The organism is Paeniglutamicibacter selenitireducens, assembly GCF_051550675.1.
Lineage (GTDB): Bacteria > Actinomycetota > Actinomycetes > Actinomycetales > Micrococcaceae > Paeniglutamicibacter.
On the sequence record NZ_JBPULF010000003.1, the window covers coordinates 382,870 to 406,363 of the forward strand.

Annotated in this window: 17 protein-coding genes; 6 read left to right on the top strand and 11 right to left on the bottom strand. The window is 67.5% G+C overall.

The window, feature by feature from the left end; translation table 11 throughout:
• Nucleotides 1-2: 2 nt before the first annotated feature.
• From ACSYDW_RS08480 to ACSYDW_RS08495, 4 genes are all read right to left on the bottom strand, one after another.
• Nucleotides 3-1,847 carry a glycosyltransferase gene (locus tag ACSYDW_RS08480; protein ID WP_438338284.1) on the bottom strand — a complete coding sequence of 615 codons (1,845 nt, stop codon included), beginning with the start codon at nt 1,845-1,847 and terminating at the stop codon, nt 3-5.
• A 202-nt stretch (nt 1,848-2,049) separates the two neighbouring features.
• Entirely contained in the window at nt 2,050-3,060 is a 1,011-nt protein-coding gene (locus tag ACSYDW_RS08485; RefSeq protein WP_438338387.1) for an NAD-dependent epimerase/dehydratase family protein, read from the bottom strand.
• A gap of 50 nt (nt 3,061-3,110) precedes the next feature.
• The gene (locus tag ACSYDW_RS08490) at nt 3,111-5,717 is read right to left on the bottom strand and encodes an alpha/beta fold hydrolase (protein WP_438338388.1); all 2,607 of its coding nucleotides are present in this window, start codon (nt 5,715-5,717) and stop codon (nt 3,111-3,113) included.
• Complete coding sequence (locus ACSYDW_RS08495; protein ID WP_438338285.1) at nt 5,711-6,736, bottom strand: 3-oxoacyl-ACP synthase III; 1,026 nt, start codon at nt 6,734-6,736, stop codon at nt 5,711-5,713. Before ACSYDW_RS08495 ends, ACSYDW_RS08490 begins: the two co-directional genes overlap by 7 nt.
• 298 nt (nt 6,737-7,034) lie before the next feature.
• Between ACSYDW_RS08495 and ACSYDW_RS08500 the strand changes: the two genes are divergently transcribed.
• Together ACSYDW_RS08500 and ACSYDW_RS08505 are read left to right on the top strand one after the other, a co-directional pair.
• Entirely contained in the window at nt 7,035-8,189 is a 1,155-nt protein-coding gene (locus ACSYDW_RS08500; protein ID WP_438338286.1) for an AI-2E family transporter, read from the top strand.
• Between the two features lie 217 nt (nt 8,190-8,406).
• Nucleotides 8,407-9,978 carry a hypothetical protein gene (locus tag ACSYDW_RS08505; protein ID WP_438338287.1) on the top strand — a complete coding sequence of 524 codons (1,572 nt, stop codon included), beginning with the start codon at nt 8,407-8,409 and terminating at the stop codon, nt 9,976-9,978.
• A gap of 239 nt (nt 9,979-10,217) precedes the next feature.
• On the opposite strand, the gene ACSYDW_RS08510 is transcribed toward ACSYDW_RS08505, so the two are convergent.
• A complete protein-coding gene (locus tag ACSYDW_RS08510; protein ID WP_438338288.1) occupies nt 10,218-11,651 on the bottom strand; it encodes a glucose-6-phosphate dehydrogenase in 1,434 nt (477 codons plus the stop codon).
• Nucleotides 11,652-11,763: 112 nt separating this feature from the next.
• On the opposite strand from ACSYDW_RS08510, the gene ffh reads away from it, so the two are divergent.
• Both ffh and ACSYDW_RS08520 read left to right on the top strand, forming a co-directional pair.
• The gene (gene ffh, locus ACSYDW_RS08515; protein ID WP_438338289.1) at nt 11,764-13,317 is read left to right on the top strand and encodes a signal recognition particle protein; all 1,554 of its coding nucleotides are present in this window, start codon (nt 11,764-11,766) and stop codon (nt 13,315-13,317) included.
• A complete protein-coding gene (locus tag ACSYDW_RS08520) occupies nt 13,307-14,527 on the top strand; it encodes a hypothetical protein (RefSeq protein ID WP_438338290.1) in 1,221 nt (406 codons plus the stop codon). The genes ffh and ACSYDW_RS08520 overlap by 11 nt, the downstream gene beginning before the upstream one ends.
• A gap of 427 nt (nt 14,528-14,954) precedes the next feature.
• On the opposite strand, the gene ACSYDW_RS08525 is transcribed toward ACSYDW_RS08520, so the two are convergent.
• The 4 genes from ACSYDW_RS08525 to ACSYDW_RS08540 form a co-directional block, all read right to left on the bottom strand.
• Complete coding sequence (locus tag ACSYDW_RS08525; RefSeq protein ID WP_438338291.1) at nt 14,955-15,890, bottom strand: hydroxymethylglutaryl-CoA lyase-like TIM-barrel protein; 936 nt, start codon at nt 15,888-15,890, stop codon at nt 14,955-14,957.
• On the bottom strand, nt 15,887-17,137 hold the full coding sequence (locus tag ACSYDW_RS08530) for a CaiB/BaiF CoA transferase family protein (RefSeq protein ID WP_438338292.1): 1,251 nt from the start codon (nt 17,135-17,137) through the stop codon (nt 15,887-15,889). The genes ACSYDW_RS08525 and ACSYDW_RS08530 overlap by 4 nt, the downstream gene beginning before the upstream one ends.
• A gap of 201 nt (nt 17,138-17,338) precedes the next feature.
• Nucleotides 17,339-18,337, bottom strand: a complete 999-nt coding sequence (speB, locus tag ACSYDW_RS08535) for an agmatinase (protein ID WP_438338293.1) — start codon at nt 18,335-18,337, stop codon at nt 17,339-17,341.
• A complete protein-coding gene (locus ACSYDW_RS08540; protein ID WP_438338294.1) occupies nt 18,334-19,737 on the bottom strand; it encodes an MFS transporter in 1,404 nt (467 codons plus the stop codon). Before ACSYDW_RS08540 ends, speB begins: the two co-directional genes overlap by 4 nt.
• A gap of 175 nt (nt 19,738-19,912) precedes the next feature.
• On the opposite strand from ACSYDW_RS08540, the gene ACSYDW_RS08545 reads away from it, so the two are divergent.
• Nucleotides 19,913-21,433 carry a PucR family transcriptional regulator gene (locus ACSYDW_RS08545; RefSeq protein WP_438338295.1) on the top strand — a complete coding sequence of 507 codons (1,521 nt, stop codon included), beginning with the start codon at nt 19,913-19,915 and terminating at the stop codon, nt 21,431-21,433.
• Nucleotides 21,434-21,694: 261 nt separating this feature from the next.
• Nucleotides 21,695-22,120 (top strand): hypothetical protein, encoded by a 426-nt coding sequence (locus ACSYDW_RS08550; RefSeq protein WP_438338296.1) that lies wholly within the window; start codon nt 21,695-21,697, stop codon nt 22,118-22,120.
• A gap of 60 nt (nt 22,121-22,180) precedes the next feature.
• Here the strand turns inward: ACSYDW_RS08550 and ACSYDW_RS08555 are convergent, their stop codons facing one another.
• Complete coding sequence (locus ACSYDW_RS08555) at nt 22,181-22,807, bottom strand: hypothetical protein (protein WP_438338297.1); 627 nt, start codon at nt 22,805-22,807, stop codon at nt 22,181-22,183.
• Nucleotides 22,808-22,950: 143 nt separating this feature from the next.
• Complete coding sequence (locus tag ACSYDW_RS08560; RefSeq protein ID WP_438338298.1) at nt 22,951-23,433, bottom strand: hypothetical protein; 483 nt, start codon at nt 23,431-23,433, stop codon at nt 22,951-22,953.
• Nucleotides 23,434-23,494 lie beyond the last annotated feature (61 nt).

The following is a 23,494-nucleotide window of genomic DNA, read 5'->3' on the forward strand; positions in this document are numbered from 1 at the left end:
GCCTACTTGAAGCTGAGGTTCCCGTAGGCCGTCAGGAAGGGGCTGCTTCCCGGTTTCGGGTCGGCGCCCAGCCTCACCGTGCGCCCGACCCCGTCCGTTTCGAATCGCACGTGGACGTCTATGGCTCCGCTGCCCGAAATCCTCGTACGCAGGTCCGCCGGAACCAGGAACCCGAAGCCGTCCTCGGTTTCCCTGATCGGTGGGCACTTCACCGCGGGGGCGTCCGGGTTGCCGCGTTCCGAGAGCACGAGCTCAAGACCGTCCAGCCCGAGCCCTGCCAGTTCGGTTCCGATCTCGATCTCCAGGGTTCCGTCCGCGTGGAACCTCAAAGCGGAGAGCCGGGCCTTGGCCCCGGCCATCGACCGCCGCGCCGACTGCTTCGCCCTGGCCGCGTCAAGGGCCTGCATCCATTGGCCGAAGATCTCGTCACTCGTGTAGTGCTTGGCGAGGTCGAAGGCGTTCCTCGAAAGTTCCTCGCACCAGTCATCGTCTCTCAGCAGGCGCTCCACGGCACGGACAGCTGCCCTGCGGTCCTGGAACGGGACGAGGATTCCCGTGACGCCGTGCCGGATCACATCGCGCGGCCCGAAGTCCACGTCGTAGGCGACGGGAACGCATCCGGCGGCCTGTGCCTCCAGGAGCGCCAGGGACTGGCCCTCGAACTTGCTGCAGAGCAGGAGCACCTTGGAGGCGGACAATTCCTCCTCAACGTTGTCCAGGTGGCCGCGAAACCGGACGATTGCCTCCATGCCGCGTTTCCGGACGTGTTCCTCCAGGTCCCGGTGCTGTTCGCCCTCGCCGATCAGGTCCAGGCGGACGGGGGTGCCCCCGGCCGCCACATCGTGGACGATGTCAACGACCTCGGGGAGGTTCTTGCCCTTGGTGAAGCGGCCCACGTGCACCACCAGGGAGCGCTCCCGACGCGCGAAGTCCGGCAGCTCGGCCGGCCCGTCGACGGCGTTGCTGATGACCACCGTGTTTCCCTGGTCGCCGAACCGCGCCACGAAGGCCTCGCGCTGGGACCGGGTCAGGAAGGTGATCCCGTCCCAGTTCTCCCGGTTGGCGATGATGCCCTGGTGGGCATCCGAGAGCTTTCCGGTGAGCGGGTCCTCGCCCGGCGAGATATGCGTGCTGTGGAAATTGACGAACTTCATGGCCAGCGGGTGTTCGAAGGACCAGAGGAATCCCGCGGAGAACTTGCTGTCGACGAGGATGTCCGTTTCGGCCCGGCCGACCAGCTTCCCCAGCCAGTGCTTGTAGAGTTCGCTCGCCCCGGCGAACTCGGCCCGCACCTGCCCCTGCGGATCCAGCAGGCGCAGGATGCGACGCGTCTTTCGGGCGTCTTGTTCCGACGGGAGCACCGAGTCGGTCAGGTAGATGGTGCCGTCTGGCCGGTAGTGCTCCCGGTATGAGATCCCCGCGTGGATCCGCGACGAATGTTCGGTGAAGAGGAGCGAGCCATCGATATCGCGCCTCGTGCTGGAGTGGTGGTTCCACTCGAACTGCTCGTGCTCGCGGGGGTCCGGGCGGGCGGGCGAGGTTTCTGCGGGAACCGAGGCGTAGTACTCGTGCAGGTTCAGGATGGGGACTCCGGGGTGGAGCTTCCGGTGGGCCACGAGTGAGGCGCGGATGGAGTCGAAGGCCGGTTCCGGCTTGAAGGTCACGACAGCGCTGGGGACTCCCCGTTCGTGGAAGAGGCTGGCTCTCTTCAGGCACATGGCGGTCATCCCGCCGAAGGTGTCGCTGACCGACCACGTCACCATCAGCGCCTGCCGGGCCCCCTCGCGAGGGTGGTCGGGGCGGCTTGGCGAGGCTGCCGCGGTTCCGGGGTCAAAAACTTGTGCCATGCCAAGCCTCTCCGTGAAGGGGGACTCTTGAGGGACGGATGCCGATGTTCCCAAGGGTAAGCACGCGGGAGGGCAAAGCAATAGCCCGGGAGAAGGTTTCGGTTGCCGGGAGTTGCTCCCGCCGCAGCGCTCGCCGGGAATCGGGGGAAGCGGGCCGGGGTGGAGGTAGGTATGTCGGTCGGGGTCCGGCCCGGGGTACGGCTCAGGGTGACGCTGGCGTCCCCGGCCCCGTTCCGCCGTAGTGAGCGGCCAACAGGCCAAGGCCCTGCTCGATGGTGACCGAGGGGGCCCAGTCCAGCACCTCCCGGGTGCGGCGCTGGTCGAACCAGTGTGCCGTGGAGAGCTGCTCCGCCAGGAACCTTGTCATGGGTGGCTCGTCGCGGACCAACCCGCGGGCACCGGCGGCGGACCAGGCCTTTTCGATCACCGAACCGGCGCCGCGGGCCAGCCATCCCGGGACGCTCCAGGCCGGGGCCGGCACCCCCGCGGCGCGGCAGATCCCGGCGATGAGTTCGCCCACGGGCCGCGGTTCCCCGTTGGTGAGGACCAGCGCCTGGCCGTGGGCGTGGTCCATGCGTTCGAGCCCGCGCACTATCCCTTCGGCCGCGTTCTCCAGGTAGGTGGTGTCGATCAGGGCGGCCCCGCCGTCCAGCAGCGGCAGGCGCCCGGCACGCGCGCGGGCCACCACGCGCTCGACAAGCTGGGTGTCCCCGGGACCCCAGACCACGTGCGGGCGGATGGCGGTGACCCGGAAGCCGGGCGAATCGGCGGCCAGGGCCAGGCGCTCCGCCGCGGCCTTGGAGCGGGCGTAGTTCCCGCGGGCGCGTTCCGGGTCCGCGTCCCCGGCGTCGGCCCCGGCCAGCGCGGCCCCGAAGTGGGCGACCGAGGGGGATGAGACGAAGACCAGGTCCCGGACCCCGGCGGCGCGGGCCTCGGTGAGCAGCGTGGCGGTGCCCGTGATGTTCGTGGCAACGAACTCGTCCCAGGCCCCGGTGAAGGAGACCTTGGCGGCCAGGTGGATGACGGAGTCGATGTCCGCGACGGCGCGGCGCACCGCCTCGGCGTCGGCGAGCGAGCCGAGGACCTCGTCGGTCGCCGACGCGGAGGCCCGGCGCTGGAAGGTGCGCACCGCGTGCCCCCTGGCGCGCAGCAGTTCGGCGACCCGGCCCCCGAGCAGCCCGCTGGCACCCGTGACAAGGACGCGGCGGGGCAGCGGCGCCGGACGGTGGGTTTCGTGGGCGGGCACGGGGCCCGATGCGGCACTCACGGGTTGCCGGTCCTTCCCCCGGCCAGGGTCTTCCCGGCCCAGGCAGCCAGCGCGCTCCTGTCGATCTTGGAGTTGTGCCGGATGTCGGTGGGCAGTGCGGGGACCACCAGGACCGCGGCGATCTCCAGCCCCGTCGTGGCGACGGCGGCGCGCACCGCGGCGGAGAGTGCCTGGCCGGCGGGTGCGGCCCGGCGGGCCGGTGGAACGGTTTCCAGCACCGCGACGCCGACCTGGGTGCCGGCCGGGCCCACCCCGACGACGGCTGCCCGTCCGGTGCCGGGCACCGACTGGGCGGCGTGCTCGGCGGCCACCGGGGTGGCGATCCCGGAGGCGGTGGTCAGGATGTGCCCCAGGCGCCCCTGGACCCAGAGGCGGCCGTCGGCATCGAGGTGTCCCACGTCCCCGGTGCGGTGCCAGCCGGGGATGGAGGCGCTGTCCGATTCGGTGATCCAGAGCCTGTCGTAGCGTTCCTTCACGTGCGGCGCCGCCACGAGGATCTCGCCGAGCACCCCGGGCTCCGTGCCCGGGATGTCGCCGGACCTGCCGTCGCCGTCCAGGGCGGCTATCGCGACGGTGGCCCCGGCCACCGGGGTCCCCACGCAGACGCCGTTGCCGGTGCCCGCGGCGCGGATGCCGGGCAGGTCGATGTCTGTGACGGGCAGCGTCTCGGTCATCCCGTAGGGGGTGTGGATCGCGGCGCCCGGGACAAGTTCCTGGAGTCGGGTGAGCAGCGGCTCGGGGATCGGCGCCCCGGCGGAGAGCAGCAGCCCCACGGCGCCCAGGGTTCCCCGCTGCGACGGGTCCAGGCCACCGGCGGTTTCCAGCACGTTGGCCAGCGCCGCGGGGGAGGCGAAGACGGTGTCCGCGCCGATGGCCGCCGCGGCGTCGGCAAGGGCTGCGGCGGTGAGCGTGCGCGGGGAGGTGACGTCCATGTCCGGGGTCACCGAGGTGGCGCCCAGGGCGGGGCCGAGCAGGGCGAAGGGTGCGAAGCCGGCGACGAGCCCGGAGCCGGCCTTCAACCCGTAGGTGTCCTTGAGGGTGTCGCGCATGGCGGCGAGCCTGCGGTGCGTGTAGACGACGCCCTTGGCCGGGCCCGTGGAACCGGAGGTGAAGAGCACCGCTGCGTCGGCGTCGGGGTCTACGGGTTCGAAGGCGGGCGGGGCGCCTTCGGCATCCGGCGCCGCGGCGCCGGCTTCGAGCAGTTCCGGGACGGTGTGCGCCACGCCGAGCAGCGCGCGCTTGGCGGCGGGCAGGGGGCCGGCGGCGATGCGGACGCCGGGCCAGCCGAGGATGCGGGCGCCGGCCAGGGCGCGGTCGATGCCGATGAGGTAGCCGGGTCCGGCGCCGCGGATGGCGCGGCCGAGTCCGGCGGTGCCCAGCCCGGCGTCGGCCACCACGATCACCGCACCCAGGCGCAGGCAGGCGTAGATCAGCGTTGTCAGTTCGGTGCCCGGGGGCACCAGCAGGCTCACGCGCTCGCCGCGGCGCACGCCGATGCCGGCCAGCCCGCGGGCCAACGCATCCACGCGGGCCCCCAGCTGCGCCCAGGAGAGGGACGCCGGAGGGTTGATGTCCACCACGGCCGGTGAGTTGTCGTTCCGCCGGGCGTCGAGCTCGGCGAGCATCGGCACATATGGTGCGATGTCGGCGGGCGTTGCCTCAGGGACAGCCTGCGGGACGGCGTGGCCCGCGAGCCAGTCGAAGACCGGGGTTGCAACATCGCGGTCCTCGGGCAGCAGGTGCCCGGCGCCCTCGAAGCGGTGCACCGCGGCGTGCGGCAGCCGGTCCATGAGGTCGCGCAGGTACCTGTCCGAGAACACCGGGTCCTTCGGGCCCCAGAGCAACAGTGCGGGGACCTTGAGGGAACGCAGGCCCTCGGCGATTTCATCCAGTGCCGGGCGGCTGGGGTGCCCGGGGGCGAAGGGGATGTCGGCGACGAAGTTGCCCACGCCGTGGCGCCGGGGGGCACCGCGGTAGGGCGCCATGAAGGCGTGGTGGACCCCGGTCTCCAGGGATGGGTTGGCCAGGGCGAGCGTGGTGCGCAGGAACGCGGGGCTGGTGGTGGTGCCCCAGCCGTGCACCGCCGGGTGGGTGGCAAGGCGCAGCACCGCCGGGAGGTCGTGCCCCGCCGGGTGCACGGCGGTGTTGGTGAGCACCACGGAGGCCAGCAGGTCCGGGTGCTCCAGCGCCCAGCCCAGCGAGATGATCCCGCCCCAGTCGTGGCCGACGGTGGTCACCGGGCCCTTCAGCCCCAGGGCGTCGGTGAGGTCGCCGAGGTCGTTGACCCGGTCCGCGAGCCGGCGGAAGACCCCGGTGCGTGCGGAGAACCCCATGTCCAGCTGGTCGACGGCTATCACGCGCCAGGGCAGGGCATGGGCCTGCACGTGCCCGAGCAGGCTGCGCCAGAGGTAGGACCAGGTCGGGTTGCCGTGGACGCACAGCAGCGTGCCGACGGGTTCGATGCCGCGGGATTCCAGCTCCGGCCCGTTGTCCAGCAGGTGCCAGTCGTGGGTGGTGCCGGGGGCGTCGGCCGCCGAGGTGGAGGGCACCGAAACGTGCCGGGACCAGGCCGGGTCCACCCCGGGGAGGGCGGTGTTCACCAGGCGAGCTCCATCATGGCGGTGTTCAGGCCGGAACCCACGCCCATGCACAGCACGCGGTCCCCGGGGCGCAGGGTTGCCGCCTCCTGGGAAAGCGTCATGGGCAGGGAGGCGGGCCCCACGTTGCCCCACTTGGGGAACGTGATGGGGACGCGGTCGCGGACCAGGCCCACGGCCTTGATGATGGCGTTGGTGTAGGAGTTCGAGACCTGGTGGGTGACGTAGCGGTCCATCGAGCGCCAGTTCCAGCCCGCGGCGTGCGCCTCGTCCCACGCGTTGACCACCAGTTTCAGGCCGTTGTCCAGCAGGCCCTTGGTGTCGGTGAACATGCCGGCCGGCCCGCCGACGCACAGCTCGTGGTGCTGCGTTCCGGCGCGCGAGACGCCGCCGAGGATGCGGTGGGCACCGGGGTGCTCGTCGGCCGGGCCGATCACGGCCGCCGCGGCCCCCGAGCCCAGGGTCAGTGTCGCGAACTCGCGCAGGTAGTCCTCGCGCGTGGAGTTTGCGTCGTTGAGCCGCCGGATCGTGGTTTCCTGCGTGGGCTGGGCGTCCTCGCCGGCGACGATCAGGGCGTACTTGATCTGCCCGGCGTCGATCATGTTGGCGGCAAGTGTCATGCCGTTGACGAAGCCGAGGCAGGCGTTTGCCACGTCGAAGTTCATGGCGGAGGAGGGCAGGCCGAGCCCGTGGTGCACCTTGGCGGCCACCGAGGGTTCGAGGTTGCGCCGGGTCACCGAGGTGTTGATGAGCAGGCCCACCTGGCCCGCTTCGATGCCGGCCTCGGCCAGGGCCTTGCCGCCGGCCTCCACCGCCGCGTCGTCGAAACTTGTCCCGGCATCCCACCAGCGGCGTTCGACGACCCCCGCCACGCGTTCCAGGAGCTTGCGGGAGAGCCGCAGGCGCTTGAGGCTGGGTGCCAGCCGCTCGTCAAACTCGGCGGAGCTGAGAACCACCGGAGCCTGAACGCTGGTGATAGCCAGCAACGCCGAATTGCTGTGCCGAAATGTTGCATTGCCGTTCAAGATCGAGCCTTCGTTTCAGGGGTGTGGCGAGCCATCGGGAACCTGCCGGCTACCGGGCAAGACCGAGCCCGGTGCGGCATGTAACCCATGTCATACGTTATTCCCTACCCGCCGGTACGGCGGCATTGAACGTCAACTTCGAAATCGTGGCGCGTGAGGTGTTGGGCGCCGCTCCGCCGTGCCGGCGCCGCACGCGGAAGCTGGTGCGGGACCTGGTGCGGGGGTAGATTCGTCGCACGTGGGCCCGTTGCGCAATCGGCGCTCTGGTGCTGGAGGCTGATCCGGGGGAGGGAATCCCGTGCAATCCAAGGGGAATGCCGCGGTGGCGGACGGGGGCGGCACGGGTTGGGTGCTGCCGCCCCGGCTCGATGTGCTGGGCCGCGGCGCCTGGCGGGTGCTGGGCATCCTTGGCGTGTTGGCAGTGTTCGTGTTCCTGGTGGCCAGGCTCGGGGAAATCGTCGTCCCATTCCTTGTGGCGCTGTTGCTCACCGCATTCCTCAAACCTCCGGTCGACTGGCTGGTGGTGCACGGTTGGCGCCCGTGGCTGGCGATTCCCTTGGCCGTGCTGGGTGCAACGGCTGTCATGACGGGCCTGGTCCTGTTGGTGGAAACGCAGGTCGCTGCCGGCCTGCCGGAGGTCAAGCAGCGTTCGGCGGTTGCCTACCAGCAGTTCCGCAACTACCTCGATTCCTCGCCCCTGCAGTTCACCAGTGCCCGGTTCGACGCGTTCCTGGTCCAGGTGGGCCAGGACATCCAAGCCCACGGGAGCGAGGTCTTCAGCGGTGTGCTGGTGGCGGGCCGCACGGCCGGCCACGTGGTGGCCGGAACCCTGCTGACCGTCTTCGCCACGGTCTTCATGCTGATCGACGGGTCGAACGTCTGGCGTTGGACGGTGCGGCTGTTCCCGGGTGGCGTGCGCCCTGCTGTCGACGGCGCCGGGAAGGCGGGTTGGAACACTCTGACGAGTTTCGTGCGGGTACAGATCGTGGTGGCCGCGGGAAACGGCGTGGGCATCGGCCTGTTCGCCTTCTTCCTGGGCCTTCCCCTGGTGCTCCCGCTGGCGATCCTGGTGTTCCTCGCCTCCTTCATCCCGGTGATCGGGGCGATTGTCACGGGCGCGCTGGCGGTGCTGGTGGCCCTGGTCTTCGCGGGGCCGATCCAGGCGCTCGTCATGCTCGGCGGAGTGCTGCTCGTCCACCTCTTCGAGGCCCACGTGATGCAGCCGCTGGCCATGGGCGCCGCGGTGAAGATCCATCCGCTGGCCGTCGTCTTCGCGGTGGCCGCTGGCACCTACCTCGCGGGGATCCCCGGGGCGTTGTTTGCCGTCCCCACGGTCGCGGTGCTCAACGCCATGGTCGGGACATTGGCGCACGGAACGTGGAAGGCCGAAGCAAAATCGGATAGCGGGCCAGGATCGGGTCCAGAACTGGGAATGGAACCTCACGACAGCTGATAGCGACCGCAGTTGCCTCGAATGAATCAGCTTGGTGGAGGGCTAAGAATCATTCCGTAGAAGCTGTAGCGTATGTCCATTCGAGTCCGGCTCCGAAGGCGACTGTGGTTGCCGTCCGTCGAAACTTGTTCGGTCCCTTGATTGGCACGCCAACTCGTTTTGAATCTACATTCAGTCCCGCGAAGCCCCTGGTTCTCGAATGTGCAAGTTCGTTGACTTGTCATTGGCAACGTATATTCTACGGGTGCGAATTCCTCACTATCTTCGAAATCCCTATGTGTGGGCGTGCCTCGCAACTGTGGCCGTGTTTATTCCAGCCATTGTCTTGTTGCCGACCTACGGCGACATTTTTGTACACGCGGCCACCCTCGAAAGGCTTCAAGACAACTTCTGGGCTCCGCGGGATCCGATGGTCGATGAATCAGGACTCGGAAACCCATATTTCTCCCCCTACATGGTTTTTTGGGCAACGGTAGGAAAATTCACTGGATTGGGAAGTTTTTCGATTCTGCGAATCGCCGGTGTTCTGAATCTTGTGTTGGTCTTGGTCGGCGTTGGCTTGTTCGTGAGGACATTGTCGAAGGAACGTATGGCTCCCTTGTGGGTCCTGCTGTCTGTCTTCTTCCTGTGGGGAACACGATTGTTCCTGTGGAGTGGGTTCATCTCGCTGCCGGGCCTCATCGCAACAATTTCATACCCGTCCACCTTTGCGGTTGGTCTGGGAATGTTGCTATGGGCGTGGCTTCACGCCCTGGTTCAAAAGGACATCAGTCGCGCTTCCAGGATTTGGCTTGCAACAGGAATCGCGCTTGGGGCCTTTTTCGTACTTATGTCGCATCAATTTACCGCGTTGGCGGTGGCCGGGTACTCGGCCTTCTATTTGCTGAGGTACCGACGCGAGATCGATCGCGAAAAGTTTGTTGTATTCCTTGGGATCATTGTGTCCGTCGTGCTGTTGGTGCTTGCCTGGCCGTGGTTCAACCTTTTCCAGTCAACCGGAGGCGTCGACTCGTTCAACGCTGTCCATGTGGCGCTGTACGAAGGACTGATCCAGAAGTTTGGTCTGCTCGCGTGTGTCATTCCGGTTATCTGGGTGCGGCTGTCCAAGGACAGGCTGGATCCGCTTTCCCTCACGGTGCTTGCATGCACACTTGTCTATGTTGTTGGTGGTATTTCCGGGAACTATTTCTTGGGTCGTGTGTTTCCGGCGATCGCCTTGTTGAGCCAGGTTGCCGTTGGTGTGGCTATCGCCGAATGGATTGGATCCCGGAATCGCAAGTTAAAGCGAATCTATTCTTCGGTTCTAATCCTCGCGATTCTGGCAGGTTTCGTTTTCCAAAGCGGATTCATCAATCTACTTGCCCCAGGCATCTACCCCGCAGCAATGAAACAGTCACACGGGATGAGCCAGGGCATGGGCAGTTACAGATGGGTAACCCGTTATGTGGGCCACAATGACACACTAATGACAGCGAATCGTGAAGCCCTTCTGATGACCCCCGCCTACGGCGTATTCACCGTAATGCCGGCTTGGCCCGACCCGTTCCTGGGGGAGGCTGAACGAGAACGAAATCACGACACTCAAGTGTTCTTTGACGCTTCGACCCAGACCGAGGAGCGCAGGGAAATCATGGACAAGTACGGTGCCGAGTGGGTATTGGCGGATCCAAGGCAGGTGCCCTTGTTTTCCAATGACCCGAATTTCAAGTGGGTCGCTGTTCGTCCCCAAAGGTCGAACGGTACTCCGCAACCTGAAGATCGTCGGGCGCAATTGTTCAAACTCCAGTAGCGACGCCTCGACATAAAAGTGCAGCCACAGTCGTGCGGGTCCTGGCCCTAGTCCCGGGAAATCGATGCGTCCAACGTCTTGCTTGGTGCAGAGGGCTTCGCGGGTGCAGAGGCATGTACATCATGGCGCATCGCGCGTTGGCAGGTGCGGATCGCGAGGCACCTTCAGCCCTTGCCGTCGACGTGGATGCCTGCAAGACGAACTCCTGGGTTGGTCGTTGGATTCCGTTGGTACCGCGCCTACGCGTGTGCCGGTGGCAGTTTGCAGTTTGTCGCCCAGCCGGCCGGACCGCTCCCGCCGGCCGCGTACTCCTCGAGCGGGACCTCGTTCGCCGCCCATGCGGCAAGGATCGGGTCCACGATCCGCCAGCATTCCTCGGCCGTGTCCCCGCGCACCGACAGCGTCGGATCGCCCGAGAGCACCCCGAGCAGCACTTCGCCGTAGGGGAGCAGATCCGGGGAGTTCAGTTCCGCACCGAGCGTTACCCGGTCAAGCGTGTACAGGTCGCCCGGCCCGTTGACGTCCAGGTCCAGTTCCAGGGTGTCGGGCCCGAACCCGATCCGCAGCGTCGTCGGCTCGTCGGTCCCCTTGAATCCGGTGGGCAGGTGGGAGACCGGGCGGAAGGTCACGATCGCCTCCTTGCGCACCCGGCCCAACGCCTTGCCGGCGCGCAGGATGAACGGGACACCCGCCCAGCGCGAGTTGTTGATGTTCAGCGTGACCTCGGCCAGCGTCTCGGTCCCGGCCGCGGGATCGACGCCGGCCTCCGAGGCGTAGTCCGGCACGGTGCGGCCCTTGGAGGTCCCCGCGGTGTAGCGGGCCCGGCGAGTTGCCTCCTGCGGTGTGCCGGCCAGCGCCGTGGCGCGCAGCACGGAACCCAGGTGGTCGCGCACATCGCGCTCGTAGAGGGTCGCCGGGGCGTTCATAGCCAGCAGCCCGAGCACCTGCAGCAGGTGGGACTGGATCATGTCGCGCAGCGCGCCGGCCCTGTCGTAGTAGCCGGCCCGTCCCTCCAGGGCGAGCTCCTCGTCGTAGAAGATCTCGATCCTGGCCACGTGCTCCGCGGTGAACAGGGGCTCGAGCAGGCGGTTCGCAAAGCGCAGGCCCAGGATGTTGAACACCGTGCCCTTGCCCAGGAAGTGGTCGACGCGGTGGATGTTCTGCTCGGGCACCAGGCGGATCAGCGTGCGGTTCAGGTCGCGGGCCGATTCCTCGTTGGAGCCGAACGGCTTCTCCATGACCAGCAGCGTGGTCTCGGGCAGCTCGCCGGGCTCCAGCACCTCGCAGGCCTTCTGGCTGACGGCCGGGGGCAGTGCGAAGTACAGGGCCACCGGGCCCTGGAGGGTGCCGACCAGTGCGGCGAGTTCGCCGGGGGCCGTGACATCGAGCTCGGCGTAGCTGGTGGTCTCGATGACCTCGCGCAGCTGGGCGCGCCCGGCCTCCGTCGCGTGCTCCATGGCTGCCTCGCACACGGTTCTCACGCGCTCGGCCCATTGCCCGGGGGAGTACCCCGGCGCGCCGGCCCCGGCCAGCGCGATCCCCGGCGCCCGGCCGGATCCGATCAGCCGCGCGAGGCCCGGCAGCAGCAGCCTCCCGGTCAGGTCCCCGGAGGCCCCGAGGATCAGCAATGTGCGTACATGGATGGTTTCCGCGGTGCCCGAATCAAGTTTCACACCACTAGACTGCCATGTCCGGCAGCATGGGGCCCGCGAAGTTGGTAATCTTGGAAGTTGAGTCCAGCGGTAAGACCGCGCCTGATCCCACCACGAAAGAAGTGCACGGCACGTGTTCAATTCACTCTCCGATCGCCTGACATCCACCTTCAAGAACCTCCGAGGCAAGGGCAGGCTGTCCGAGGCCGACATCGACGGCACAGTCCGCGAGATCCGCCGCGCCCTGCTGGACGCCGACGTCGCCGTCCCCGTGGTGCGCGCCTTCGTGGCGCAGGTCAAGGAGCGCGCCCTGGGCGAAGAGGTCTCGGCCTCGCTGAACCCGGGCCAGCAGATCGTCAAGATCGTCAACGAGGAACTCGTCGGCATCCTGGGCGGGGAGACCCGCCGACTGAACCTGGCCAAGGTCCCGCCGACGGTCATCATGCTCGCGGGCCTGCAGGGCGCCGGCAAGACCACGCTGGCCGGCAAGCTGGCCAAGCACCTCAAGGCCCAGGGCCACACCCCGCTGCTCGTCGCGTGCGACCTCCAGCGCCCCAACGCCGTCAAGCAGCTGCAGGTCAACGGCGAACGCGCCGGCGTGCCGGTGTACGCACCGCACCCGGGCGTGTCCTCCGAGTTCGAGGCAGCCACCGGCGACCCGGTGGCCGTGGCCCGCGACGGCGTGGCCGAGGCCCGCACCAAGCTGCACGACGTGGTCATCGTCGACACCGCCGGCCGCCTGGGCATCGACGCCGAGATGATGGAGCAGGCCGCGAACATCCGCGCCGCCGTCAACCCGGACGAGGTCCTCTTCGTCATCGACGCCATGATCGGCCAGGACGCGGTCAACACCGCCCAGGCGTTCAACGACGCCGTCGACCTCACCGGCGTGGTGCTGACCAAGCTCGACGGCGACGCCCGCGGCGGCGCCGCGCTCTCCGTCGCCTCGGTGACCGGCAAGCCCGTCATGTTCGCCTCCACCGGCGAGAACCTCGACGACTTCGAGATCTTCCACCCGGACCGCATGGCCTCCCGCATCCTGGACATGGGCGACATCCTCACCCTGATCGAGCAGGCCGAGGCCAACTGGGACAAGGGCGAAGCCGAGCGCATGGCGAAGAAGTTCGCCGACCAGGAAGACTTCACGCTCGATGACTTCCTCATGCAGATGGCGCAGATCCGCAAGATGGGGTCGATGAAGAAGATCCTGGGCATGATGCCCGGTGCGCAGATCTCCCGCCAGCAGCTCGAGCAGTTCGACGAGTCGCAGATGGACCGCATCGAGGCCATCGTCCGCTCGATGACCCCGCACGAGCGCGTGGCCCCGAAGATCATCAACGGCTCGCGCCGCGCCCGCATCGCCAAGGGCTCGGGCGTGCACGTCTCCGAGGTCAACCAGATGCTCGAGCGCTTCGGCGAGGCCCAGAAGATGATGAAGAAGCTGGCCTCCGGCGGCGCCATCCCGGGCATGCCCGGCGGCCGCGGCGGTGCCCGCAAGGCAGCCGCCAAGGGCTCGAACAAGAAGAAGCAGAAGTTCGGCAACCCGGCCAAGGCAGCCCAGCTGGAGGCGGCCGCCGCGGCCGCCAAGAAGGCCCCGCGCGGCGCGGCCTTCGGTGCGGGCAACAAGGAATTCAACCCGGCCGACATGAACCTGCCCAAGGGGTTCGAGAAGTTCCTTGGCAAGTAACCCCGAGGGGAGCCCCGGAGGCGACCGGCCCGAGATGCTGGTCGCCTCCTTGGCATTGATCTTCGAGGAGCGGACCGGGATCATCCCGCATGCGCGGGTGCGGCAGCTGCTGACCGAACGCCGGTGCCTCTCGCTGCTGGCCACGCCCGTGGCCTGGGGCGAACTCAGCGTTGTCGAAGTGGCCATCGCCGTGAACCCCGACGGCTACATCGTCATGGCCGATGCGGACGGAAACACCAGCCTGGGCCAGCAGATCGAGGGGTTTGCCATAGCCCTCAAGCGCGGCACCGGGGCGCTCTACGCCGACTTCGACGGCGTCGACGCCGAAGGCGGGGAACCGGTGGAGGACCCGCGGCTGGAAGACATGCATGCCGGGCGCTCGGTGCTCCTGGGGACTTTCCCGGAATCCGAGGTGGCGGCGTTCGCCGGGGTCACCAAGACCGCCTGGAAGTACTTCGCCGACGGGGACCTGAGCGTTGCCGTGCACGAGGGCTACATGCCCGAAATCATTCTTTCGCGTTCCGTGTTCCCCGCGATCATGCTCAGCCGCACGGGCCCGCGTTTCTCCATGGTCTTCTGGTTCGAGGGCCAGAGCCGGAAGCTGCACGGCTATCCCGCATTCGGCCACGGCTGGTCGGTGGCCGTGGAGCCGGCGCTGGAGGCTGCGGAGGGCACCCCGGCGGCCAAGGCCACGGAGTTCCTGAAGCGCCAATGGTCCCAACCGGACACCGAGGCCATCGCCGAGCTGCGGGAGTTCGGTGTCGGCGCCGAGGAAATCCGCCGGCTGGGCGAGGCCCTGACCGGCAGCGGAAGCCTCGAGGCCGTCAAGGGAGTGCTGCGGGTCTTCGGGAGGCCCGCCAACCTGGCCGACTACCTGGCCGGGACCCCGGTCCCCGAGTCCGCGGTGGATGTTGCACCTCGCGGGTTCACGGGGTCGATGGCCGCCGTCATGGCGGCCGACACACGGGAGGCCACGGGCTGGAAGAAGTTCTTCAACGTGTTTGCCTGGAAGCCGTCCAAGCAGCTGGCCTGGGGGTTGGCGGAAGCCGCCTTCTTTGCCTTGGTCATCCTGCTCACGGACTGGAACAATCCGTGGATCCCGCGCTGGCTGCTGATCGTCATCGTGGCCGGAGGCGTCGTGAACTCGGTGGGCAATTCCATCTTCGGCTTGGTACGGCTGCTTCGCGCGCGGCGCGCCAAGCGCTCCTGAGCGGCGCGCCGCCGACAGGAAGCCCCCATTGATGTCAACAGGTAGGACAGTGGCTCGGATGCGCGTGCATCCGGGCCACTGCCTTTTGCGGAATCTTGCGGGCAGGTCCGGTCACCGGTCGAAAAAATTGTGCGGGCATTTCGTGTTGCCGTCACGTCGGTAGCCGGACCACCAATGACCCATGTCCTTTCACGGCGCTTCAACGCGCGCCCGGATTGCACCGGCTGTGGTGCCTGTGGGGACCGGAAACCGGTCCCGTGGTGTGGATCGGGCATCCACGGCGTTTGTGTGGATGCCGACGACCGATGAGCGACCCCTGGGGGTTCCAGGCCTTTCCGCAAGATTCCCTTCGAGGGTAGGCACAGCGGGGCGCGGAACGCCAGAGGCTAAAGGACCACCGCACGGAAAGTTCCGCCGGCGGGCATCCTTAGTCCGGGTCGATGACCCATTCGAAGGCGGCCGCCCTGGAGCGGGCGCCTTGGGCGGCCCGGGACCTGTTGGGCTCGCCCAGTTCCGCCAGTAGCGACTCCGAGAGCCGCACCAGGCCGGCGAAGCCCTCCGGGTCCAGCCAGCCGGGGCGGGTGGCAAAGAGGATGTCTTCGGTGGAGGTGTTGCCGCTGGCCCCCGGGGCGAACGGGCAGCCGCCGAGCCCGCCCAGCGCGCCGTCCACCAGGGTGGCCCCGGCTGCGATGGCGGCCAGCGTGTTCGCCACGCCCAGGCCCCAGGTGTCGTGCCCGTGGTAGGCGATTCGGCGGGCCGGGGACTCCCCGCGCACCCGGCCCACCAGGCTGGATACCTGCGCCGGAACGGCCTGGCCCAGGGTGTCGCAGATGACGATGTCGCTGCAGCCCTCGGCCCGCGGGTCGTTCGCGATCCACAGCACGCGTTCCTCGGGCACCGGCCCCTCGAAGGGGCAGGTGAAGGACGTGGCGATGCACAGCTGGATCTGCCCGCCGGCGGCCCGGGCGAGTTCCACGGCCTCGGGCAGCGCGGCCAGGCTGGCATCGGTGGTGCGGCCGATGTTTGCGAGGTTGTGGGCATCGGAGGCGGAGAGGCAGTACTGGAAGTTCCGGGCGCCGGCCGCGGCGGCCTTTGCCACGTGGCCGGGGGTCGCCACCCAGATCCAGCACTTCTCCAGCTCTTCGGCGCCCAAGGCCCGGACGACCTCGAGGGTGTTGGCCATGGTCGGGACCAGGTCGGCGCGGGCCATCGAGCCCAGTTCGATGGCCGGCACGCCCAGGCGCAGCAGCTCCCGCACCACCCGGACCTTCCGTTCGGCGGACAGTGTTTTTCCGGTCAGCTGCAGGCCGTCGCGCAGCGTGACGTCGCGCAGTTCGGCGTGCGGTTCAAGGGTGTGGCTCATGCCTGCTCCCCGTCCGTGCGGCCGGTGGCGGCATCGATCCGCGCCGCGTCCATTCCCAGCAGGCCGCCGAGGACTTCCTCGGTGTGTTCGCCCAGGTCCGGGCCGAGGTTGCGGATGGGCAGGGATTGCCCGCCGATGACCGGGACGATACCCGGGAAGCCGATGCCGGGCAGCACCTTCGCGCCGGTGGAGACGTCGAACCTCTGGATCATGTTCCGTGCCGCGTACTGTTCGTCGGCGAGGATGTCGGCGGCCGTGTAGATCGGGCCGGCCGGGACTCCGGCGTCCGCCAAGGCGCCAAGTGCCTCGGCCGCGGGGCGCCGCGCGGCCCACTGGCCGATGGCGGCATCGAGTTCCTCCCGCCGCTCCCAGCGCCCGGCGTTGGTCTGCAGGCCGGGGTCCGCGCCCAGGTCCGGGCGCTCGATGGTGTCCATGTAGCGCTGGAAGATCGAGTCCCCGTTGCCGGCCACCACGATGCTGGCGCCGTCGCCGCACACGTAGGCGTTCGACGGGGCGATGCCCTCCATGCGCCCGCCGGTGCGTTCGCGCAGCACGCCGTAGGCCTCGTAGTCCGGGACCAGGGACTCCATCATCGAGAACACCGACTCGTTCAGGGCCACGTCGATGATCCGCTCCGGCAGGGCCACACCCGTTCCCCCGGCGGCCTTGCGCGCCTCGCGCTGGAAGAGGGACATGACGGACCCGAAGGCCGCGTAGAGACCCGCGATGGAATCGCCGATCGAGACGCCAACGCGCACCGGGGCGCGGTCCGGGTCCCCGACCAGGTTGCGCAGCCCACCGTAGGATTCGGCCACCGCCGCGAACCCGGGCCGCCCCGACATCGGGCCCGTCTGCCCGAACCCGGAGATCCGGGTGATCACCAGCTCCGGGTTCACCTCGTTGAGCACCTCGGGACCGAGCCCCCACTTCTCCAGCGTGCCCGGGCGGAAGTTCTCCAGCAGGATGTCCGACTTCGCGGCGAGCTCCAGCACGGCCTGCCGGCCGGCATCGGTGCGCAGGTCCAGCACCACCGACTTCTTGTTGCGGTTGATGGTCCGGTAGAGCATGGAGGTGGTTCCCTCCTGCAGGCGCCAGTTGCGCAGCTCGTCGCCGGTGCCCGGCCGCTCCACCTTGATCACTTCGGCCCCGAAGTCTGCCAGCAGCCGTGCGGCGGTCGGCGCGGCAATGTAGTTGCCCAGCTCGAGGACGCGCACGCCCCGGAGCGGGGCGGGAGGTGCCTGGGTCATGGATGGTTCCTCACGGGGTTCGGGGCGGTTGGGGTCCTGCAGGTCCCGGGGTGCCGCGACCGTTCCTAGGTTACCGGCCAGCCGTCCTGCCGCGGTCCTGCGCCCGCTTCCGTGTCGTCCTTGATGGCGGGAACGCGCCGAAGGCGTGCCGCAGGCCCCATGCAGGGGACCGACGGCACGCCTTCGGAAATGCTGGCGGGCCTAGACCGCGGCGCCTTCCAGCTCGTCCTCGCCGGCCCGGGCGAAGTCCGCCGGGCCGTTGACCATCAGGCCCATCATGTCGAAGACCAGCGTGGCGGCGGCCAGCGAGGTGACATCCGCGTGGTCGTAGGCCGGTGCGACCTCGACGACGTCGGCGCCCACGATGTTGATGCCGTTCAGGCCGCGGATCAGGCGCAGCAGCTCGCGGGAGTGCAGGCCGCCCATTTCCGGGGTGCCGGTGCCCGGGGCGAATGCCGGGTCCAAGACGTCGATGTCGACCGACAGGTAGACCGGGGTGTCGCCCAGGCGGTCCCGGACCTTCTGGATCGCTGCGGGGACGCCGATCTCGTCGATGTCGGTGCTGCGGATGATCTGGAAGCCGAACTCGTGGTCGCGCAGGAAGTCGTCCTGGTCGTAGACCGGGCCGCGGATGCCCACGTGCATCGACTTGTCCTCGAGCAGCAGGCCCTCCTCGAAAGCCCGGCGGAACATGGTTCCGTGGGTGACGGGCTCGTCGAAGTAGGTGTCCCAGGTGTCAAGGTGGGCGTCGAAGTGCAGCAGCGCCACCGGCCCGTGGACCTTGTTGACGGCCCGCAGCATCGGAAGGGCGATGGTGTGGTCGCCGCCGATGGCGATCACGCGCTTGTCCTTGGCCAGCAACGGGAGCGCCTGTTCCTCGATCTGCTCGATCGCGCGGGTGATGTTGTACGGGGTGCAGGCAATGTCGCCGGCGTCCACGACCTGGACGGCTTCCACGGGGGTGACGTCGAGTTCGACGTGGTAGCCCGGGCGCAGCAGCCGGGAGGCCTCGCGGACGGCGGACGGGGCGAAGCGTGCGCCGGGGCGGAAGGAGGTGCCGCCGTCGAAGGGGACCCCGAGGATCGCGATGTCGTAGTCGGGGACTGCGTCGATCTGGGGGAGCCGGGCGAAGGTGCCCAGGCCCGCAAAACGGGGGACCTTGGTGGCGTCGACGGGGCCGATCGGCTGGTGGGTGCTCATGAGGGGGTTCCTTCTGCTGTGGCCGTGGATGGGGCTCGGTGGGTGGATTCGCCGGCGTCGGGAAGGGCGCCGTGAGAGGTGGTTTCGGAGAGGCTGCGGTTGGCGGTTTCGGGTGCCAGCAGGAGCGTGGCGACCAGCCCGACCAGGGAGATTCCGGCGCCGATCAGCAGTGCACCGGAGGCACCGAAGGAGATGATGGCCACCGGCATGAGGTAGGTGCTGGCTGCGGATCCGATGCGGCTGATGGCCGTGCCGAACCCGACCGCGGTGGCGCGGATTTCGGTGGGGAAGAGCTCGTTGGGGTACACGACCTCCAGGAAGCTGGAGGCGCCGGAGGCCAGTGCGAACACTGCCAGGGCGGTGAAGAGCGTCTGCGGGGCGACGTCGGGGATGAAGGCGGGTGCGGCGAGGGCCACCACGATGACGCCGAAGGACCAGAGCAGCAGCTTGCGCCTGCCGATGCGCTCGACCAGCCACAGTCCGGGGATGCCGCCGATGACGAAGATCAGCGAGATCAGCAGCGAGCCGCCGTAGAGGTTGGCGTCCCCTTCCAGGCCGAAGGAGGCCAGCAGGTCCGGCGCGAAGGTGTAGACCGCGAAGAGCGGGATGACCTGGGCTGTCCAGAAGATCGAGACGAAGAGCGTGCGCTTCCAGAACCGCCGGTTGAAGATGTCGGTGAACTTCGCCTGCGTGGTGCCGCCTTCGGTGGCCTCGCCGAGGGACTCGATGTCGTACTGCGGGCCGTAGACCTTCTTGATGATGGCGCGGGCTTCGTCGACCCGGCCACGGGAGAGGAGCCAGCGCGGGGATTCGGGGGTGCCGAGCCGGAAGAGCAGGGTGATGAGGGCGAAGATTGCCGGGCTGGCAAGCATGTAGCGCCAGGCATCGGGGCCCGCGTCGCGCAGGGCGTAGCCGACCGCGAAGGCCGCGGCGGCGCCGACGGCCCAGACCACGAACGTCGCCCCGAGCAGACGCCCGCGCTGCTTCTTGGGCAGGAACTCGGCCAGCAGCGAGGTGGCGATCGGGTAGTCGGCGCCGATGGCGACCCCGAGCAGGAAGCGCCAGATGACAAGCTGCCAGATGTCGGTGGAGAAGGCGCTCAGGATGGAGAAGGCGGCCAGGGCCAGCAGGTCCAGAATGTACATGGTGTGGCGGCCGACCTTGTCGGTGACCCAGCCAAAGACACCGCCGCCGAAGAAGATGCCGACCAGGCTGGCCGCGCCGACCATGCCGATTTCCGAGGGATCCAGGTCGAGCGCCGGGGTCATCGTGATGAAGGCGATGCCGATGATCGACAGCGCGTAGCCGTCGATGAACGGGCCGCCGGAGGAAAACGTTGTCAGTTTCTTGTGGAAACGGGTCAGTGGCGCGTCATCAACCAGATGAACGGACGAGCTCATGGCGACCCTTCTTTCTCTCAGTGCCCTGGGGCGGGAGGATTTGTATCTCAATGATTCGTGACGGACGTCACTGGATCAATCAACCGGTGTCAACAATTGAAGCACCACCCTAGACATTTGTATGAACCCGGGATTCAATGGGTTTGCCGTTGACCAGATTGCGAGGGTGTGCCGAATGTCGATGACCGTGGGAGAGCTTCTGGCCGAGCCGCACCTTGGCCTGGGAATCTTGGCCGGGGAGGCCGGGTTGGGGAACTCCATTACCTGGTCGCATACCTCGGACCTGCCCAGCCTCTGGGAATGGGTATCCGGCGGCGTGCTGCTGATGACCAACGGGCTATCCGTCCCTGCCGATTCCGCCGGCCAAGTGGAGCTGGCGCGCGCACTCGTCGCCGCAGGCGCCAGCGGACTTGCCGTGGGTGAAAAGATGCATGCACCCGCCTTCACCGAGGAGTTCCTCCAGGCCTGCAACACGCTGCCCCTGCCGCTGCTCAACGTTCCCTACCCCCTGCCGTTCATCGCGATCTCCCGCTCCATCGCCGAGGCCGCGCTCCTGGAGGAATCCCGGCGCGTCAAACAAACGGCCCGCCTCTACGACCTGCTGCGCAAGGCGAGTGTCCCGGGGGATTCCTGGGACGGGCTGCTGGGCGGCATTGGTCGGGAACTGGCGGCGCGCCTGTTCGTGGTGGACCGCAGGTGCCTGCATCCCCGACGCCCCGGGGACACGGCGCTTCCCGCCGAGCTCCGGGGGCAGGTGGCCGAGGCCGGCGGGAAGGCCGCGGGCGGTTCGCGCCATTTCCATTGGAGCCAGGCGGGGGACCAGCCCCTGCTGCTTGTCGATGTTCCTACCCACGAAAACGCGATGCTGGTGGTGCTGCCCGAGCATGATGCGGCCCCGGATCCTGTGGTCCTCCTGCATGCCACGACAGTGCTGGGGCTGGGACTCTCGCGCTCGGCGCTGGAAATGGAGGGGACGTACCGCACCGGGGGAGAGTTCCTGCTGCAGGCCTTCGCCGGCCGGTTGGGCGCCGCGGAGGCCGCCCGCCGGCTCGCCGATTTTTCCCTTCCCGAGGACGGGGTCAGGGTCCTTTCGATGGCCTCGCGGCCCGGGCTCGACCTGCCCGAGGTGCACCGCGCACTGTGGCGCCACGGTGTGAACGGCGTCTGCGTTGACGCCGGGGAGCGGATCCACCTGGTGGTTGCGGCAGACGCGCCAGTCGAGTCGCTGCTGCACGTGCTGGAACCGGAGGACGTGCTTGGCCTGAGCAGTCCCGTGGGTGCCGGCGGTCTGCAGCGGGCGCTGCGCGAGTCCGTGTGGGCGCTGGGTGTGGCGCGCTCCGGCCGGGAACGGCACGTGCTGTACTCGGAGCAAACCCCGTGGTTCGGGCTCAATGGGTACAGAGACGGACAGGCGCTGGTGCATCGGGTGCTCGGCCCGGTGCTGGAACATGACCGGGCCCACGGTGCCGACCTGCTGGCAACCTTGCGCTCCTACCTGTCGAACCAACGTTCGGCGCAAAAGGCTGCGGTGGAACTCTTCACACACCGGCAAACCGTGATCTACCGGATCCGCAGGATCTCCGAGCTCACCGGCCTTGACCTGGCCGAGACCGCCTCCGTGGCCCAGCTGTGGCTGGCAATCCAGGCCCTGGAATCCCTTGAAACCTCGGACCTTGCCGGCGGGGAACGGGCCTGACACACGCCGGGATTGCGGTGGCGGATACGCGCGGCAGCAAGGCTCGGGTCATTCAACTTCTTGGTGCGGAGTTCATCTGGGGGCCGCTACAGAAAACGGAACAGGCCGCACGCTGCGGCCTCGCTGATGAAGGTGACCGCCGGATCACGGGATGACGATGGAAGCTGGACAGCGTTTGCCCGCGAGGAACCCCTTCTGGGCACGACAATCGGAGTTCGGCTGTCACACGCGGGTCAAGCAGGTGCGCGGTAGGTTTGAAGCATGACACCGATTCGCAGATCTGTTTACGGACTTTCACTGGGTGCGCTCTCGGCACTATTGGCTGGATGCTCAATCGACACCATGATCTGGGGAAACGATGGCGCCAAGGTGATTCAAACGACCGAGAAGCTTGTCAGTGACTTGACTTCGGGCGAAAAGTCAGACATCGTCTGTACGGATTCTGTGGCTGATCTCGGTACGCCCGGCGATTGGTCAGGGCTTTCGGCGGGTGAGCCGGAAGAATTCATCGCCGAGTATTGGGTCGACCAAGTGGCACTCGACCCTCAGTGGAGCATCAATCTAGAGGGCCTTCCCGAAGGTGCAGTGCCCGGCACCCACCACCCGGGAAACGTCTTTTATCGTGAGACCGACGACGGCCTGTGTGTGATCGACGTTGCCTGGTCCACACTCGTCTTCGTGAACTGACCCGCCAGACGCATCAGCGGTTGCTCGCTTTCGGCAGGGGAACCGCATTTGGGGCGGTCGCTATCCAGATGGAGGATTCCAGGTTTCCCGGCTTTTGCCGCGGAACCATGCCAGCCGTCGTGGGCGGCGTTGCTTGATCGCTACGGCCTGAAAATGCTCTCGACCTGCAAGTTCGAAAGCGCGTCCAAAAAGCACGGAATTCGTGCTGGGGGCTCCTGGGTCTCGAGGGAGAACGCCGGTGGATGCCCACATTGATTCACGCAACCACTGACCGAATCCATGGACCCGGAAGTTGCCAACCATGTTTCGGTCTTCCGCTCCGTGCTCGATGATAATTATCAGGCGCTGAAGGCTGCTCAGTTGGTCCTGAATTTTGTTCCATTCGTCGCTCCCGTCAGGGTGCTCGATACCCGTGTCCTCGTCTGACTCTTCCAAGGGTAATTCGGCCACTTCAAGCTCTTCGGCAGTTGCACGCTCATTGAGTAAGCGGGGATCGTGGATGGTGTAGGCACCGACCACAAGCCGCCGGTCAACGAATTCGTCCGCCAGGGCTTCTTGGTGAGTCTCGAAATCGAAGGCTGTCGCCCCGAAACCTTGCAGCAGGGCTATGGCCTCGGAGACGCTCGGGCAACTCGGGACTTTGAAATGGCGTTGTGCCTGATCGAGCAAGGTTTTGTATTCACTCATGATCTTTTCATCTAACACCACCAATCCGGGTGTGAGGATCTTCAACGCAAACTATTGCGGATTGAAGTCACAGCTTGCGCCACGTGTCCGCGGGAGCCGTTCTGCTACGTCCGGAAGGAACCCTGAACGGGCACTTTCCGGAGTCAGTCCAATCGTACTTGGCATGCCTTGCCGGTTGGTTCACCATCAAGGGTGAATTCAAGCGTGAGGATCCGCGCTGTCTCGGGAGGCTCGGGAAGATATACCCAGGTTGCTTCCCACTCGGTCGCGTTCCCGGCGACTTGCCCGGTACTCATTTGATAAGTGGTTCCCACATCGTCCGAGATAACCGCTCCAACAGGGCCAAGAACGAGCTGGCCGGGCATCACAGGCGGGTCTCCCGCCTCCTCCCCATCACGTTTCCTCAGGTTTACCCATTGCACCATTTGCTCTTCGTGGCGAAAGTCGCGTTGCCGGGTCTCATGACTACGAATCCCTTGAAAGTAGAGCCTGATGCCCTTTCTCCCCAGCCATTCGGCAGAAACGACCGGAACCTGGGCAATCGACTCGATGCCGGCAAACCGCACTTCCACGCCATCATTGGTTGCAACAACGAGATCCCCGGGGGCTGAAACAACTGTCATCATGTGACCACCCTAGCGCCACCCAAAAGATGCGCTTCGGGCCCTACGGCTCCAACCCCGGAAA

Bases quoted from the DNA above. Each gene is read 5' to 3' on its own strand.
- ACSYDW_RS08480 (WP_438338284.1), bottom strand. From the start codon at position 1,847: ATGGCACAAGTTTTTGACCCCGGAACCGCGGCAGCCTCGCCAAGCCGC.
- ACSYDW_RS08525 (WP_438338291.1), bottom strand. From the start codon at position 15,890: ATGAGCCACACCCTTGAACCGCACGCCGAACTGCGCGACGTCACGCTG.
- ACSYDW_RS08530 (WP_438338292.1), bottom strand. From the start codon at position 17,137: ATGACCCAGGCACCTCCCGCCCCGCTCCGGGGCGTGCGCGTCCTCGAG.
- speB (WP_438338293.1), bottom strand. From the start codon at position 18,337: ATGAGCACCCACCAGCCGATCGGCCCCGTCGACGCCACCAAGGTCCCC.
- ACSYDW_RS08540 (WP_438338294.1), bottom strand. From the start codon at position 19,737: ATGAGCTCGTCCGTTCATCTGGTTGATGACGCGCCACTGACCCGTTTC.
- ACSYDW_RS08545 (WP_438338295.1), top strand. From the start codon at position 19,913: ATGTCGATGACCGTGGGAGAGCTTCTGGCCGAGCCGCACCTTGGCCTG.
- ACSYDW_RS08550 (WP_438338296.1), top strand. From the start codon at position 21,695: ATGACACCGATTCGCAGATCTGTTTACGGACTTTCACTGGGTGCGCTC.
- ACSYDW_RS08555 (WP_438338297.1), bottom strand. From the start codon at position 22,807: ATGAGTGAATACAAAACCTTGCTCGATCAGGCACAACGCCATTTCAAA.
- ACSYDW_RS08560 (WP_438338298.1), bottom strand. From the start codon at position 23,433: ATGATGACAGTTGTTTCAGCCCCCGGGGATCTCGTTGTTGCAACCAAT.